The sequence below is a fragment of the Arenibacter sp. P308M17 genome (assembly GCF_003426735.1).
Classification (GTDB): Bacteria; Bacteroidota; Bacteroidia; order Flavobacteriales; family Flavobacteriaceae; genus Arenibacter.
The window spans coordinates 263,745-280,328 of the sequence record NZ_QVON01000005.1 but is presented as its reverse complement, the minus strand read 5'-3'; the positions used below and the strand labels follow the sequence as shown (position 1 = coordinate 280,328).

The 16,584-nt window shown below is 42.1% G+C and carries 11 protein-coding genes; all 11 read right to left on the bottom strand.

The annotated features are described in order from the left end of the window. Positions 1-216 precede the first annotated feature (216 nt). On the bottom strand, positions 217-1,887 hold the full coding sequence (locus D0S24_RS13890; RefSeq protein ID WP_117020473.1) for a metallophosphoesterase: 1,671 nt from the start codon (positions 1,885-1,887) through the stop codon (positions 217-219). After that, a complete protein-coding gene (locus D0S24_RS13885; RefSeq protein ID WP_117020472.1) occupies positions 1,884-2,720 on the bottom strand; it encodes a lipopolysaccharide assembly protein LapB in 837 nt (278 codons plus the stop codon). Before D0S24_RS13885 ends, D0S24_RS13890 begins: the two co-directional genes overlap by 4 nt. A 439-nt stretch (positions 2,721-3,159) precedes the next feature. Continuing rightward, entirely contained in the window at positions 3,160-3,840 is a 681-nt protein-coding gene (locus D0S24_RS13880; protein ID WP_117020471.1) for an SDR family NAD(P)-dependent oxidoreductase, read from the bottom strand. 130 nt (positions 3,841-3,970) lie between these two features. Further along, a complete protein-coding gene (locus D0S24_RS13875) occupies positions 3,971-4,864 on the bottom strand; it encodes an AraC family transcriptional regulator (RefSeq protein ID WP_251795791.1) in 894 nt (297 codons plus the stop codon). A 408-nt stretch (positions 4,865-5,272) separates the two neighbouring features. After that, positions 5,273-6,739 (bottom strand): efflux transporter outer membrane subunit, encoded by a 1,467-nt coding sequence (locus D0S24_RS13870; RefSeq protein WP_117020469.1) that lies wholly within the window; start codon positions 6,737-6,739, stop codon positions 5,273-5,275. Between the two features lie 11 nt (positions 6,740-6,750). After that, positions 6,751-9,939, bottom strand: coding sequence for an efflux RND transporter permease subunit (locus D0S24_RS13865; RefSeq protein WP_117020468.1), 3,189 nt, complete (start codon positions 9,937-9,939; stop codon positions 6,751-6,753). A gap of 125 nt (positions 9,940-10,064) precedes the next feature. Further along, a complete protein-coding gene (locus D0S24_RS13860; RefSeq protein ID WP_117020580.1) occupies positions 10,065-11,288 on the bottom strand; it encodes an efflux RND transporter periplasmic adaptor subunit in 1,224 nt (407 codons plus the stop codon). Between the two features lie 288 nt (positions 11,289-11,576). Then, on the bottom strand, positions 11,577-13,145 hold the full coding sequence (locus D0S24_RS13850) for a PepSY domain-containing protein (protein ID WP_117020466.1): 1,569 nt from the start codon (positions 13,143-13,145) through the stop codon (positions 11,577-11,579). A 3-nt stretch (positions 13,146-13,148) separates the two neighbouring features. Continuing rightward, on the bottom strand, positions 13,149-13,451 hold the full coding sequence (locus D0S24_RS13845) for a hypothetical protein (protein ID WP_117020465.1): 303 nt from the start codon (positions 13,449-13,451) through the stop codon (positions 13,149-13,151). A gap of 4 nt (positions 13,452-13,455) precedes the next feature. Next, positions 13,456-13,728, bottom strand: a complete 273-nt coding sequence (locus D0S24_RS13840) for a hypothetical protein (protein WP_117020464.1) — start codon at positions 13,726-13,728, stop codon at positions 13,456-13,458. Positions 13,729-14,080: 352 nt separating this feature from the next. Beyond that, positions 14,081-16,414 carry a TonB-dependent receptor gene (locus tag D0S24_RS13835; RefSeq protein WP_117020463.1) on the bottom strand — a complete coding sequence of 778 codons (2,334 nt, stop codon included), beginning with the start codon at positions 16,412-16,414 and terminating at the stop codon, positions 14,081-14,083. Between the last annotated feature and the right edge of the window lie 170 nt (positions 16,415-16,584).

Genomic DNA, 16,584 nt, shown 5'->3' with positions numbered 1-16,584 from the left:
TTGAATTTCACTGCCAATCGCTTACCGCCAACTTATTATCCGGTCCTTGTCCTGGAATTTCATTCCGGCACAAACCACCTGCCTTTACTGGCAGGAATCCAATTTCATTGTATATGAGTAGTTGGTTGACCTTTGTCCCTACTTTACTTCTTTAAGTAAATCCATTCCATGGATTACTTCTGAAAGGTCATTTTAAACGGAACTCCATTGGCCAAACTATTCTATCGTAATTGACTCGCTATATGCCCTTTTGTTGGTTATGACCTCAATGATATACAAGCCTTTGGGCAGTTTGCCTACCTTGATGGTCTGCCTTCTACTTTTTTTCACCAATTTTCCTATGTTGTTGTAGAATTTAACTTTCTTAAGTCGCTCATTTTCATCCAATTTCAACTGGACCAAATCCCTGTCGGCCTCATATAATAGCCCTTCACTTTTTGATCCGGATTCCTTACCTTCGGCTTTTAGGTCCAAACCTGATTTATTGATGGTGAAATAATCATCTATACCATCGGTATCCCTTATAAACTTTACGGTCAGGTTTTGTCCTCCCCTACCATCATCTTCTACCTCCATAACACAGGATCCCAGTTGGTTCAAGGAGACGGACATGGCTTTGTGGTTTAGATCGCCCCCGGATATTTTACCGGCAGACCCTGTGGTAATATAGACGGCACCTTCAGAAGCTGCACTGTTTTTTAGATAGGCTCCATTGCTGTCCACTTTCCCGTCCCCGAATCCATTGGGACCAACGGTATGGCCCCCCTTGGAAATTTCATCCGGGTTAAACGTATTGGAAAATCCATAATGGCCGTTCAAAAAATACGAACGTTCATAAGAGTGGCTGTGTCCGTTTAAAATAAGGTCCACCCCGTTGGCTTCCATCATGGGCATAAAGTTTTCCCTCATTTCTATAAGTCGATCTTCTGTATCGGAGTCATGGGATCCTTTGGTATATACCGGATGGTGGAACAATGTTACAATCCAATCCTGTTTTGTGTTTTGGATATCGGTCAATGTCCAGTTGTACATAGCACCTCCAACTTCCCTACCTGTATGATGGGAGTCCAGTATTATAAAGTGGATATTGGCGTAATCAAAAGAATAATACGCCTCTGTTCCCGATGCAATTCCTCCGGCCTGGGCAGCAGTGGGAAAGGTGAAAATATCATAATAGGGACCGGATTGTTTTGCGGAATCGGCCGATTTGCCATCGTGGTTTCCCAAGCAGGACCATGCTACGGATTTTTTCAACATATCGTCATAAATGTCGAACAGCGCATTTTGATATTCTTCATCGGTGCCACTGCCATAGGCGTTATCCCCTAAAAACAACATCATATCCGTTTTGCCTTTGTTTTGGGGAGCAGCATCCACATAATCGTAATACGCATCCCGTACGTTCCTTTGATTATTATTGGCAGTACCCGCATCGCCCAAGATCCATGCACGAACAAATTGTTGGGTTCCTGCGGCCGGTGCCGTAATAACGTACATATCGCCCGAAGTGCTTTCGGATAGTACCTCTTTTCGATTGCCAATATTGAAATAATACTTTGTGTTCGGACTTAAACCAGATAAAGTAACTTCATGTTCAGTGGTCAAAGGCTTATTCGATACTTTTTTGGATAAGGAATTTAATGCTGTTCCGTAACGCACAACGGATTCGGTTGCAACATCCGTTCTCCATTTTACAACAACACTTGTAGGGGTACCGCTTTGCAAATACGGGCCTCTTTCTACCACTTCCGAAGCAATATGCTGTGGAAGGCCTACATTTGCCGTCGATGCAACGGTACTTACATTGGGTTTTTCTACAACGGAGGTCTGTGCTAATGAATACGCCGAACATAGGGCGACTAACAAATAGGTACTTCTTTTAATCATAATTTTTGGTTGTTAAGGGAGTTTTCCAAGCTTTTAATCTGTTCTATCAAAATAATTACGGAGTCCATATTTTTAAACTTGGTATCCAGTTGCCTTATGGCAACCGAAGCCAATTTAAGGGATATGAAGGCTTCATGTGGTCTATTGATTTCCGCTAAATACTTCGCTTTCTTAAAATACCAGAACTCCTTTCTATTATATTCAAGGATAAAATAGTTGTATTGTTCCAATGCTTTTTCAATTTGACCGGACGCTATTAAATAGTCCAGTTTTTTAAGTTGGAGCGATATGGTATGCGGACCAAGTTGTTCCAGACCGTACTGGATCGCCTCCAAGGCACCCGAATAATTTTTATTGTCTTCAGCGAGTATAAGCTTACCGTATTCCAAAATATCCTCGGGGCGGGCATCGGACATAGTATGGATTACATAACGGTAGGCCTCCAAGGATTTTTTGTATGATTTTAGATGGAAGAGTATTTGGGCCTCCAGCTTTTTGGCCTTTACATTGATGCTGTCCAATTCCAAATAGGAGACGATACTTTTTAAGGCCTCCCCATAATCTTCGATTAAATAATGTACCTCGGCAATCGCATAATATAGGGCCTTCCCAGTGTTTCCCAAAGATTTGGATGTAATAAAATCTTCCAGGGCATTGCTGTACTCCATATGCTGTTGGTACAACAGTCCCCTTTCGTAGTACAGTTCAAAATTGCCCGGATTTTCGGATATCTCTATAGTCTTCTCAGCTATACGCATACTTAAATCCCCATGGGCAAACACCTGCGCGACCGGCCATAAAAATAGAATTGCAAACAGGATTCCTTTGATCATGAAATGTAATATCCCTAATTATCAAAATTGGTTAACATAACGTACTTTAATAAAAATTTACGCAATAAGGTCAAATTTATACAATAGGCATTGCTATTTCCTTTTTTGATGGCCATTTTCAAAAAATATATTCCCAACTTTGGTTTAAGTTCTCATTTTATGATGGAATATTAGCATATTGAATGGCTTTGAAGACCCGTTATCAAACGTATTGAATCAAAAATTAAATGTGTTTTTTTAGCTGTTAATTTTTTGTTAAAACACCAATAAAGTATGATTTACTACCTTGGGAAAATTGGATAAAACGGATCAAAGAATTATGATTTTTGGGAATTGTTAGGGAATATTTTCCGGAGGCCTTTTTTAGGGTGTTAAGGCCTATATCAGTTTTTAATGCTTAGGGTAAGCTGCAGATTTGATAAAGCTTTTGAAGGGCCGTTTACCCAATTGAAGATGCCTCATGTTGTATAAGTGCAATAAAATCATCCTTAATGCCATCGCAGATGGTAACGGAGTTATGGGTACAATTTTTTAAGGCAATAGGGTCGAAGCTATTAATTTTGATTTTTGAAGGCTTAAACTCCTTGCACTGCAAATGTGTAAACATATTCAATGCTGCTTTTGAAGTGGCATAAGCGGTCATACAATAATTGGAATAGCAGAACCGATCATCCTTCATTTTATTAATATCGCCCATTGCACTTGTCATATTAATGATTCTGGGATCCATACCTTTTTCAAGCAAAGGCTTAACTATTTGGATAATCCTGATGACGGCAAATAAGTTTGTCTCATAGAGCTGTCTCACTTCATCAATGTCTATTTGATCTATTTTTTGACCAAAACCATTGGCTATTTCGGCATTGTTGACCAATAGGTCCAATCGCCCAAATTCAGTCTCTATCTTTGTTTTTAATTCCAATAGGCTTTCCGCAGAGGTAAAATCTGTTTTTACCAACTTATAATCATGAAGGACCCCTCCGTCCCGGGAAAGCAATTCGTAACTTTTCTTACTTGCTGCAAGGATCACCTCATAATTATTGTTCCATAAAATATTGGCAAATACCTTTCCCAACCCATTTCCGGATTCTGTGACGACGGCTATTCTTTTAACTTTCATTGCAACAACTGTTTAATTGTACAAATTTAACTAATATTAATCTCAAAAAAGAACCACTTTCCTTTTATAAATGACCCAAATGGCGACTTCTTCTTTGGGATCTGACACAGGGGTTCGAATGGTACGTACCTTAGTCCAATTGGCGGAATTTGTTGGGTGTTGTCCCGCTTAACTTTTTAAAGAACCGCGTAAAATGGGTAGGCTCCTGAAAATTGAGCCTATAGGCAATCTCCGCAATATCCAAACCCGAAAATTTTAATAGGCTTTTACTTTCCAGCAGCAGCCTTTCCTGAATGATATCCTTGGCACTTTTACCCGTTAATTTTTTAACCGTAGTGGTAAGGTAATTGGGCGTAATATTGAGTTGATCGGCATAATCACTGACGTTCTTGGTATCCACATACATTTTATCCACTAGGATTTCGAACTTTTGGGTGATCAATTGAGCACTTGTTAGGTGGTTTTCGGTGGTCTTGTAGCGCTCGTACACGGCTTTACAGTAATACAAAAATGTGAGCAGCATGCCTTCCAGCATTTTCTCTTGGTAAGGGTGGGGGTTCATAAATACGGAATGTATTCTTTCCGCATCAAAGGAAAGGGATTCATGCTCCTCTTTTGTCAATACCAACACTTTGTTTTCGGACATTTTCAGAAACGGAAAATCCTCAATTAAATTGGGCACCACATTCATCAGAAATTCTTTTTTGAACATGATATTAAAACCCGCTATTTTTGAATCCCATACCCATGAAAAAACTTGTCCAGGTACCACAAACAGTAACGGATACCCTTCTAAATTTAGCCAGTCCGTGTTCAGGTTCAATTTGCTTTCCCCTACATAGCTCAATAAACCTATATAATAAAATCCTTGTCGGTAGGGCGGCATGCACCGCCTAGCGGAAGGCTCCATCCCTTCAAATGCGTACACATCAAAATTAGGGATATGGCTTCTATGGGGAAATCCAATAGCTTCATGAAAATCATTGCTAGTTTCAAATACTGGAATTTCGGTCTTGATCATCATATAAAAGTATAAAATATGGCTGAGTACATAACAAAAATTATTTCCGCAAGATTTCCCTCAATTTTTTACCCCGACCCTAAAGCCCGCCTGTCCGCCCGTATCCGGTGCGGACGGGAACCAAGTAGTCGGGCAGTGGAGAAACTGAGGAAACTTTGTTCAGAGGATATTCATTTTCACGAAAAAAGGGAACTGCCCCCATTCCATATAGAAAAAGGGCAGTTCCGATCCAATCCATAAAACTAGGTGGTGACCCGTAAAAAAGCCAACTAATTTTCCACTCTTTTTCCTTTGTACTTTGTTAAAATTTTTCACCGTAGCTACTGCTATGCTTGCAAATTTTGCCTAGTCCAAAGAAAATATAGAAGAAAAATTTTAGTTATCTTTCTTACAGATCACCACACTAGGCCCTTATTTGGAACGCTCCCCAGCATCTTTCATTTGTTCAAATTTATTGTTCAATTCATTTTCGGAAATAATTTCCCAGCCACCTCCCAAGGCCTTATAAATTGCTATTAGCGATGTTGCAGAAGAAATCTCGCTTCCGGCCAACAAGTTTTCGGATCGAAGAAGCGCATTATCGGCACTTAAAAAGTCGATAAAACTATCGAGGCCGGCATTAAACCGCTGTTTGGCAAATTTGGCGGCCTCTGCGCTGGCCTCCGAAGCGGTTCTTAAGGTTTCCCTTCTTTGCAATTCGTTCGAATAATTGCTCAGCGCCGTACTGATTTCTTCCAGTCCCTGCAATACGGTTTTTTCATATTGATTGAGTGCCGCCAAGGTCAGGGCATCGTTCCGCTTTATCTGCTGTTTTACCCTTCCCAAATTAAAGGCGGCCCAACTAATGTTGGGCATGACGCTCCATGTAAAGGATTCCTTGCTTCCAAAATTTGAAAAATCAACGGCCGAAAATCCTATGGATCCGCCGAATTGAATTTTGGGATAAAGTTCGGCAACGGACAAATTGTACTTGGCAATTTGAATTTGCAATGCCGCTTCTGCCCTGCGTACATCCGGACGGCGACGTAATAATTCGTTTACATCTCCCAAAGCTACCGAAGAGGGCAGACTTGGCAAAGGTTGCTTGGCCACCATGGTGGCATCCAGATTGCCCGGCACTTCCCCTATGAGTACGCTCAAACTGTTCTTCAAGGCCTCCACCCTTGCCTGTAGGGGAGGAATGGTAGCCCGTGTGCTTTCCAATTGTGCCAACGCCCTGGAAACGTCGAGACTATTACTGGTACCGGCCTCCGACAATTTGACCGTTAGATCATAAGTCTCCTGCTGCCCTTTTAGGTTGCGGTGCGCTATATCCAAGAGGTATTGCGATCCCCTCAATTCCATATAATTAATGGCCACTTCGGCAAAAATAAGTACGTACATCCCTTGCAGATCGGCCTGCGCCAATTGGTTGTTTGCATAGGCCCCTTTTATGCGATTGGAAACCCTTCCGAACAGGTCGGCCTCCCAAAAGGCATCAAAACTACCGTTATAATTGCTATAAGTAGGATTACTTCCCTGCACAAAAACGTTTTCTCCAAGGCGGGTTCTGGTATAATTTCCATTGGCCGTCACGGTTGGCACTCTATCCCATTTTGTTTCTTTATACAAAGCACGTGAGGCATAAAGGTTCGCTATGGCAGCATTGATATCCAAATTGTGTTTTCTTGCTTTTTCTATCAAGGAGTCCAAAATAGGGTCGTTAAATTCCGACCACCAATTATGGGCCGTAGCCACTTTGGTAAAAACACTGGAACTATCCACTTTAAAGAAATCCTCCTGGACATTCATTTTGGGCACCACTTCAAAGTTGCGTTTGGTAATTCCACAGGAAACCAATAGGAATGTCAATATGCCGACTATAATTAAATTCTTCATTTTTTAAAATTTTAAGTTAATTCAGTATTTTCAATGCCTGATGGAGCCGGTTCAATGGTACTGGACCGGGAAGGTCTGGAGGTCCATTTTCTTCCCAAATAATAAAATACCGGTGTCAGGAAAATCCCGAATAGGGTTACCCCCAGCATCCCGCTGAATACCGCAATCCCCAAGGACACCCGTAACTCTGCACCCGCACCAGTGGCAATGGCCAAAGGCACAACCCCTAAAATAAATGCCAAAGCAGTCATTAAAATGGGTCTTAACCTTAATTTAGCGGCTTCCGTTACCGCAGTTTTCAAATCCTTGCCCTGGTCTTCCAATTGCTTGGCAAACTCTACGATAAGGATGGAATTCTTACTCGCCAATCCTACCAACACTATTAACCCTATCTGTACCATTATGTTATTGTCCAGCCCTGCCAGGTCAATGCCTATCATGGCCGACAATAATACCATAGGAACAATGAATATGACTACCAGTGGAAGCACCAAACTTTCAAATTGTGCGGCCAGCAATAGAAAAACAAATACAACTGCCAATAAGAATGCAATGCCCGCCGTGTTTCCCGTCTGTTTTTCTTGATAGGCCAATTCCGTCCACTCATAGGAAATACCTTGTGGAAGAATTTCACTTGCCAATTGCTCCATTCTGTCCAAAGCTTCCGCAGAACTATATCCGGGAGCAATATTTCCATTTAAGGAAGCGGCAGGATACAAGTTGAACCTTGGGATCCTTGAGGGTCCTGAAATATTTTGCTGGGTGGTGATCGTACCAAGCGGTACCATTTCCCCCTCTTTATTACGGACCTTGATCCGCGATATATCATCGGGTGTCAAACGGTTCGGTGCATCGGCCTGTGCAGTCACTTGATAGGTCCTCCCCAAATAATTAAATTCGTTTACAAATGCAGAACCCATATAAATTTCCAAAGACTGAAATACATCGCCCACATTCAACCCTAATTTCTCTGCCTTGACCCGATCTATATCCAAATACAGTTGCGGGGTCTGGTTGTTGAAAAAAGTAAATACATTATTAATAATGGGGTCATTATTGGCGGCAGCGGCCAATGCATAAGTGGCTTTCAAGAGTTCATCCGTTCCCACATTCCCCCTATCCTGAACCATCATTCTAAATCCACCGGCATTGCCGATACCCCGCACGGAAGGGGGAGGGATAACCAGAACCACGGCATCATCTATCCCTGCCAATTTTTGCTGTAGGGTACCCAACAAGGCTTCATACTCCAGACCTTTTTTTCTTCTTAGCTCAAAATCTTCCAGAGGTAAAAAAACCGCGGCTGCATTGGAAGCATTCGTAAAGGAGGCCGCATCAAAACCTGTAAAGGCAACCGCATTTTCAACTCCATCCACATCCAATGCAATGTCCAACACCTTCTGCATCACTTTATCCGTTCTGGACAGGGAAGAACCCGGCGGTAATTGTACGATCGTAATAAAATACTGTTGGTCCATGGCCGGAATAAATCCTTTGGCCACCCTATTGAATTCAACTCCTGTAAGCACAACCAGTCCGCCGTACACCAACAATACCATAATTGAGGTTCTGATGAGTTTTTGTACCGCTTTTCCATAATTTACAGAAATCCTTTCCATAAAATTATTAAAGGTATTCCCAACAAAAACAAAAGGTTTGAGCAACACCGGCGTCTTTTTGTTATGGTCTTTTTCCTCATGCCTCATCAGCAAAGCGGCCATAGCTGGGCTCAATGTTAAGGAAACGAATACCGAAATGGCCGTTGCCACCGCAATGGTCATTCCGAATTGTTTGTAAAATTGTCCTGAAATACCATCCAAGAATGCGGTTGGAATAAAAACCGCTATCAATACCAGACCAATGGCCACCAAAGCACCTCCTACCTCATCCATGGTCTTCACAGCAGCCTTTTTGGGAGATAGTCCCTTTGCCAGATACCGCTCCATATTTTCAACCACTACAATGGCATCATCCACTACAATTCCGATGGCCAATACCAAACCGAACAAGGTTAGGTTGTTCAAAGAGAAGCCTATGGCCTGCATAACGGCAAAGGTTCCGATAAGGGATACGGGTATTGCCAGAATTGGAATAATGGCCGCTCGCCAGGATTGGAGAAATAATAATATTACCAGGACCACTAAAATGACCGCTTCAAAAATAGTACGGTACACCTCATCTACCGATTTTTGGATGAATTCCGTAGGATTATAAGCTATTTTATATTCCAGATCTTCTGGAAAATTCTTGGACAGTTCCACCATTTTGGACCTAATTTCCGCGGCAGTCTCCAAAGCATTACCCCCAGGTTGTTGAAAAATAGGCATGGCAATGGCAGGGTCTTTACCCAAATATCCCTTTGTGGCATAGTTTTGGGCACCCAATTCCACCCTTCCCAAATCCTTTAATTGTACAATTCTGCCGTTGCCGTCCGACTTGATAATGATGTTCTCAAACTCTTGTGTGCTAACCAGCTTCCCCTGGGTCTGGATGTTGATTTCGAAAGCCGATTGTTGGCCAGATGGCAAGGTATTCAAGGTACCACTGGCAATCTGTATATTTTGGGCGCGAAGGGAGGCTACCACTTCCCCGGCGGTAAGATCCAAATTGGCAATTTTATCGGGATCCAACCATATCCGCATGGCATATTCCGCAGCCCCAAAAATCTGAATATCGCCAATACCCTTGATACGGGCCAATTGGTCCTTCAATTGTAAAGTGGCATAATTCCCCATATAGGTCTGGTCATAGGTCTTGTTCGGTGAATACATATTCACCACCAGGAGGATATCGGGTGATATTTTTTTGGTCGTAATTCCCAATCGACGGGCCGATTCCGGCAACCTGGGTTCCGCAATGGCGACACGGTTCTGAACCTGCACCTGTGCCCTATCCAGATCGGTTCCGAGCTCAAAGGCTATTTGCAGCACTACACGCCCATCTGCGGAAGATTGGGAGGTCATGTAGATCATGCCCTCTACCCCGTTGATTTCTTTTTCCAAGGGCGCTGCCACAGTTTCCGAAAGCGTTTTGGCGTTTGCTCCCGGATATAATGCTACCACTTCAACCGTTGGTGGCGCCACATCGGGAAACTGGGAAACTGGTAAGGATACATATGCCAGACCGCCCACAATGAGTATGAGTACGCTCAGTACTGCAGCAAAAATGGGTCTTTTTATAAATAGGTGACTGAATTTCATAATTTATCTACAATTGAACAATGGTATCCCCCTTGCTCCTTCCCTTCCTCCATTTTATGGATGTGGAAGGAGCAATCAAAGGGGACTCCATTAATATTTTTTGGTTTCTATTTAAGGGATACCTATTACTCCATCTTGGCAGCCGCCAACTCTCCCGAATTGTCTTTTTGCAATTGGGTCTCTATTGGGGTTACGGCAACTCCCTCCCTTATTTTTTGAATGTTATTGGTAATCAATTTGTCCTCTCGGGATATTCCGTCCCTTATAATCCTTAATCCGTTGGAGTGCAATGGTCCCAAGGAGACATTCTTTGTGGTTACCAAATTATCATCTCCCAAAACGTATACAAAACGAATGGATTGGTTGGTTCCTATTATTTCATCCGGAACCATTATGGCATCATGTTCGGCACTTCCCATTATCCTTGCCTTACCGAACATTCCCGGCTCCAACAAATGATCCTTGTTTTCAAGTACCGCGCGACTCTCGATGGTTCCGGTGCCGTTATCCAGTTCGTTGTCCACAAAATCCATTTTTGCCTCGTGGACAAAATCCTCCTCATCCTGCAGCTTAATAAATACTGGAATTCCTTCGGAACGGGCAGCGCTTCGTTCCCCGTTTCTTGCAAGACGTACATATCGCAAATAATCGGATTCGCTTCCCGTGAAATAAAAATCGATAGGGCTTGTGGCAACAATAGTGGTCAACAAAGTGGAATTGGCAGTGCCACCATCGATCAAATTGCCCTCGTTCACCATATCCCTACTTACCAAACCGGCCATTGGCGCCCTTACCTTTGTAAATTCCAAGTTCAATTTCGCATTATCTACCCGCGCTTGGGACAATTGAACACTGGCTTTAGCATATTCCAATGCCTGTTTTCTACGGTCGTATTCCTCAATGGACACCGCTCCGGATTCACGTAGTGATTCTACTCTTTCAAAATTATCCACTGCCGTTTTTAAGGATGCCCGTGCTTGGTTAAAATCTGCATTTGCCTGATCCAAGGCAATTTCAAAAGGTCTATCATCAATTGTAAAAAGCACATCCCCTTTTTTTACCTTTTGTCCATCTACAAAATTGACACTTTCCAAAAATCCGCTTACACGGGCCCGTACTTCCACTCGATTACTTGCCTCAAAACGGCCGGTATATTCATCCCATTCGGTTATTTTTTCAAAAATTGGCAAGGATACTTCTACTGGCAAGGCCTGTGGAACATTCGCCGTTTCCTTTACTTCCCCATTACCGGAAGCAAAAGCGACAATCATTATTACAACCACAAGTAAACCTGCTATTGTCAAAATACTTTTGGAAATTTTTCGGGTATTTAAATTAAATTTCATCATTTTTTTCTTCTTAAGGTGTTTGATCATTGTTTTTGACATGGCAAATTTATAATGGGATGCCCTCTAATAGCTAACCATTATGCTTTCATAAATGACCAAAATCTAATCTCCTGATTCTTTTTCCGAAATCTCCGGTAAGGCCCGGATCCCGTTTCCCTGTACAGGAAGGTGATTTTGTAATTGTCCAGAACAACAACTATATCCGTTAATCCTAGGATAGCTGTTATTAAAAATAAATAAGATATGATGAAAGAGTGGGAGCCGGGGAGGTAAATGGGAATATGATCACTAGGATACATCTACCTTTTTACGCCGCTCCCTTTTATTCAATAGAAAAACCACCCATAAACCTATAAGCGATATTATGATCCACATAACATCTATGAACAGGATTTGTTCGGAGCCTTCGGAATAACTGGTCCAAATCCAATTTCCAGTAACGAGTCCATTGGTAATGGGTACCATTAGACCCAAAACACTACCGATCAACAAAGTGATTTTGTTGGTGAAGCCATTATTATTCCTTATAATCAAGAAAATGGTCAGCAATAGCCATCCAATAAAGTAAGTACTATAAATAAAGACCTTTCCCTCATTGGGCTGAAATATCTTTACCAAGATAAATTCCAATGCGGTTATTGGGTACATACTTAAACAAATGGCCAAATAATAACGGACCACATTTTCATTAAATCGTCTTTTTTTCTCAGGAAGTTGCTTTTTGTTCCGGGCAACCAGCCAGATCATGATACCGGATATGATTACATAACAGGAAATAAGGCCCAGAATAAAGGAAATAATCCGAAGTCCCAATCCGGCATAGTCTCCCAAATGTAATCTGAAAAGGACATTTTTTACGCCATCGAGATAGGTAGTGTTCTTTAAAGGATTTTTTAAATGAACAATACTATTGTCCGCAATTCTGTAAATAATGTTCCCAACGCCATTGAATTTAGCCCGGTAATTCAAGTTTCCCGTTATTGAAAGGTGCATGTTGACATCCCTGTAATTAAATATTTCTGCCTTGGTGACATGAAATTCGGGCCAGTCCTCTTTGGATTTTACTATGTAGGCATTCAGATCAACATCTGTTTGCAAAGGTTTGTTCATGAACGTAAAGGTTGGTTGGTCGTACTCCAGATCCTCGAACAATTTATTTTGATCCCCTTCATAAAGTCCCATTACGCTAGGAGCTATCAATAGGAACTTTAGCAGAAAAAAGGCACCAGTAACCGCGTATACCAATTGGAAAGGAAGCCCAATAACCCCTAGGGCCGTGTGGGAATCGGTCCAAAGCGTTTTCAATTTGGCCCTGGGCCGGAAAAGATAAAAATTGGAAACTATCTTCTTCCAATGGACCACTACACCTGTAATTATTGCAAATAGAAAGAAAAAGGCCACCAGACCGGCCAAATAGCGACCGTAAGGATAAGGTATCTGATCTAAAAAATGCAGTCTATAAAGAAACTCGCCGAGACTATAATTTTCCTGATAATTGGAGTGTTTACCATTTTTGGTATCATAATAATAAAAAGATCCCTGCCCTTCATTTTCCATAACCAGGGTATCTTTGGAGGCCCCTATGCTTACATTTATTTTCCTCTCATTATAATAGTGTGAAATAGTGATGTCCCGACCAAATAATCTATGCTCCGGTCCCATATCCGCTATTACCGAATTGATATCGGCCGGAATCTCGTCCAACACTTCGGTAGTATGTCCATATTGCCAATTGGCTATCTCATCCCTAAAAAAAGAAAAAGATCCTGCAAAGAAAATAACATACAGGGCTACACTGATAACTATACCGCTTACGGTATGGGTATGAAAGAGGATGTTGTAGGTACGCTGTCCCATAGCTTATACTATTGTTGGATTTACTAGTTTCCCCAAATACATGACCCCTATTAATATAAGGGTTGCCAGAATGTAGAACCCCCAAATTTTCCATCCGTTTTTGGCCAAAAAGGTCAGTACCATCAAAATAGCCCAGAGAATAAATGACGAAAAGGTACTGGTAATGATTACATCCACTTTATCCACCCAAATGGCCAGGGCAAGATGAAGTACAGTGGTTACCATATAACTCCCCAATATGGCAGCGGTTATTTTGGCAAAACGCTGCCAAGGGGATCGTGTAAGATATTTAGGATTGGCCGGCATAGGATTATTTTTTGACCATTAATGGAAACAATAAGATTATCAGGCAAGCTATGGTCATCAAGATAATAAGCGCCACAAAAATTCCTGCAGCGGTACCATAGTGCAGGCATGAAAGAATGTGTGCGACAAGGAGCAATACCACACCCGTCAACTTTGAGAATTTCCAGTGCTTTTGCAACCATAGATCGAGCCTGGTATTGTTCAGTACGGCCCTTTTTGAGGTATTGTACAGACCATAGAACCCGAAAAAAATAAATAAAGTAATCGGTAAAAGCATTATGTTTTTTTACTATTTCAACTTCGTTAAAAACTTGGATATTTTTGCCAAGTTTAGCTGTGTTGGTCTAATGGTGATCCGCTTTCATATCTTTTTTTTGATGGAAAACAGCCCTTGGGCAATACCCAAGGACTGTTGATCAACTAACTCAAACTAACTACTCAGAAACTGTTTAAGTTTTATCCTTTGGTTCTTTTAGGCGTCTTTTCCCACCATGCTTCAGCTATTTTTCGGTCCATAGCTATGGCTATGCACCTTAAAATACCTTCGCCTGACGCAAACCTGCCTGCCGGCAGGCAGGAATACTCTATAAAATATTCCAAAAACAAAATTTAAACAGTTTCTCAAAATTTTAAAAACTATAGGTTATGGTCGCTCTACCGTTGATTCCGGGTTCTGACTGCCAGTATAGGTAGGTTCCATAATTGGCCCCGGCGTAGAGGTATTCGTCCAATATATTGTTCAGGTTTAGCTGTACACGGAGCTTATCATTTTTCCAAGACAGCGCTCCATCCAGTCGAAAATAGTTTGGAAGGTCGGATTGACTATCGGCCCCCCATGCCCAGGTGGAACGATCTACCTGGTATTGATAGCCCAAAGAGGCCCCAAAACCTTTTAACATGGAGGTCTTGGCAAAATTGTAGTTGAGCCAACCGTTGGTGACGTGCTTGGCATGCCCGGCTACCCGCTGTCCGATTACACTTTCGTCCGTGTCCTCTGTTATTTCAACATTGGTGTTGGCATAGTTCAATATTACGTTAAGTTCGGGTGTAAGTTCGCCTTGCAGGTCAAATTCAATACCTTTGGACTGTACCTCTCCCAACTGTATGGAAAAATCGGGGTGTTCGGTATCGGTAACCAGCACATTTTGTTTTGTAATCAGGAATGCTCCCAAGGAGGTTTTTAACATCCCGTTAAAGAACGATTTTTTAATCCCCCCTTCAATATCATTGGCTTCAATGGGATCAAAGGTGTCCCCATTAAAATCAACGCCGTTAGCTGGTAGAAAGGACTGGTCATATAATGCAAAAGCGGCAAGGGTAGGCATAATATCCACACTCAAGCCTATCCTAGGTGAAAATTTGCTGTCCTGCTCTTCCTTGCCCCTGGTCACCAGCTCTGTGTACCTTCCTGCCAGGGTAAGCCTAACTTTGTCCTCCCAAAAGCCAATTTCATCCTGAAGGTAATAGGCCCTTAATGTATTCCCGTTATAAGGTACTCCCCCATTTCGGTGCTGTATTGCAACAGATCGGTCAAAATCCAACGGGATTGAATTGCCATATATAGGATTATAGATATTGAAAGGGGTTTGGTCTATGGCTACGGTGTTTGAGAAATCGGCCCAATACGTCTTCTGGGTATAGTCGAACCCACCTAATAGGTTATGGGATACTCCTCCCGTTTTGAAGTTGCCATAGAGATAGGTCTGGAAATATTTCCCCACGGAAAGGGCGTCCCATTGGGTAACCCGCCTATCGGCGTCCCCTTCATCCGTTATGGACCATGCCCAGAACGATTGGCCTTCTTGATTGTACCTCATATAGGCAAATTGGGTTTCAACTCCCCAATTGTCGGAAAAATCATGCTTTAGGTTGGTAAAAAGGGACAGCTCCTGAATATCTGTTGCGGGATAATTGGTATCGGTAAACTTGAAATTGCGGTCCAAGCTTGCATAACCATCGGACACCGGGGCAAATATATAAGCCGAGCCAATATAGCTTTCCGCCTTTTGTAGATTGAGTTCCGTAGTAATCTTGGTCCTCTCGGAAAACTTGTAGGTCAAGGCTGGAGCTACTCCCCAACGTTCGGCATCCTCATTGCCCCTGTGACTGTCCCCAGTTTGATATAGGGCATTGAAGCGGTATAGCAATTTACCGTTCTCCGAGAGTTTCCCCCCTAAATCAAAACTTCCCCTAAAAAAATCAAAACTTCCCCCACTTACAGAAACATTTCCTATAAACTCTTCGGAAGGTTTTTTGGTCACTACATTATAGAAACCGCCCGGCTCCCCTGCGGACATCATAAAACCCGATGGCCCCTTGACAAATTCCAACCGGTCTACAAAGGCCATATCTTCGGATAGGGGTCCCCAGGAATCTTGAACATTTACACCATTTCTAAAGGCAGGCAATCTAAAACCGCGCATATTTATACGGGCAAAATGTCCCCAATGTTCCAACATGGTTACCCCGCTGACATTCCGGATTACACCGTCCATGATACTGGTCGCCTGTTGGTCCTGTAAAAGGGCTGCACTGATGACCTGAATGTTTTGGGGAAGTTTGGCAATTTCGGTCTTTAAGCGAAGTGATGTTGAGGGTTCCCTGGTTATATAATTGTTCTGATGGCCTTCAACGACCACTTCATTAAGTTCCTCCTGTTTTTCCTGCAATACAAAATCTGCTACGGTGGTAGTGGTGTTGCCGACTACATTAACCTCTATTGATCGAGGCGCAAAACCTACATAGCTGGCTTTGATTACATAGTTCCCTATCCTAATGCCATTTATTTGATATTCCCCTTTGTCATTGGTCATAGTACCAATTCCAGTATTTCCTATCGTTATATTGACATTTGGGATGGGTATTTTCTCATCAGTGACCACTTTGCCCTTAATTGTTCCTGATTGGCCAAAAGTCCTAACAGTTATAAGGAGTAAAACAACAAAGAAAGCATATTTTTTCATTTATTTTTATTTAGATTGATTATGAATAATAAGGCAAATATATCTTCGGAAAATAAACCGTGCAAATTTATTTAGAATTATTTTAAATAATATTTTTATGGAATTTCGGACAATGCCCATTCACCGATCAAGAACTGGAAGAAGGCATAAAAGGTAGGGGTGGATGCGGA

Coding starts and splice junctions, on each gene's coding strand:
- D0S24_RS13865 (WP_117020468.1), bottom strand. CDS start 9,939: ATGAAATTCAGTCACCTATTTATAAAAAGACCCATTTTTGCTGCAGTA.
- D0S24_RS13890 (WP_117020473.1), bottom strand. CDS start 1,887: ATGATTAAAAGAAGTACCTATTTGTTAGTCGCCCTATGTTCGGCGTAT.
- D0S24_RS13860 (WP_117020580.1), bottom strand. CDS start 11,288: ATGATGAAATTTAATTTAAATACCCGAAAAATTTCCAAAAGTATTTTG.
- D0S24_RS13845 (WP_117020465.1), bottom strand. CDS start 13,451: ATGCCGGCCAATCCTAAATATCTTACACGATCCCCTTGGCAGCGTTTT.
- D0S24_RS13875 (WP_251795791.1), bottom strand. CDS start 4,864: ATGATGATCAAGACCGAAATTCCAGTATTTGAAACTAGCAATGATTTT.
- D0S24_RS13885 (WP_117020472.1), bottom strand. CDS start 2,720: ATGATCAAAGGAATCCTGTTTGCAATTCTATTTTTATGGCCGGTCGCG.
- D0S24_RS13850 (WP_117020466.1), bottom strand. CDS start 13,145: ATGGGACAGCGTACCTACAACATCCTCTTTCATACCCATACCGTAAGC.
- D0S24_RS13835 (WP_117020463.1), bottom strand. CDS start 16,414: ATGAAAAAATATGCTTTCTTTGTTGTTTTACTCCTTATAACTGTTAGG.
- D0S24_RS13840 (WP_117020464.1), bottom strand. CDS start 13,728: ATGCTTTTACCGATTACTTTATTTATTTTTTTCGGGTTCTATGGTCTG.
- D0S24_RS13880 (WP_117020471.1), bottom strand. CDS start 3,840: ATGAAAGTTAAAAGAATAGCCGTCGTCACAGAATCCGGAAATGGGTTG.
- D0S24_RS13870 (WP_117020469.1), bottom strand. CDS start 6,739: ATGAAGAATTTAATTATAGTCGGCATATTGACATTCCTATTGGTTTCC.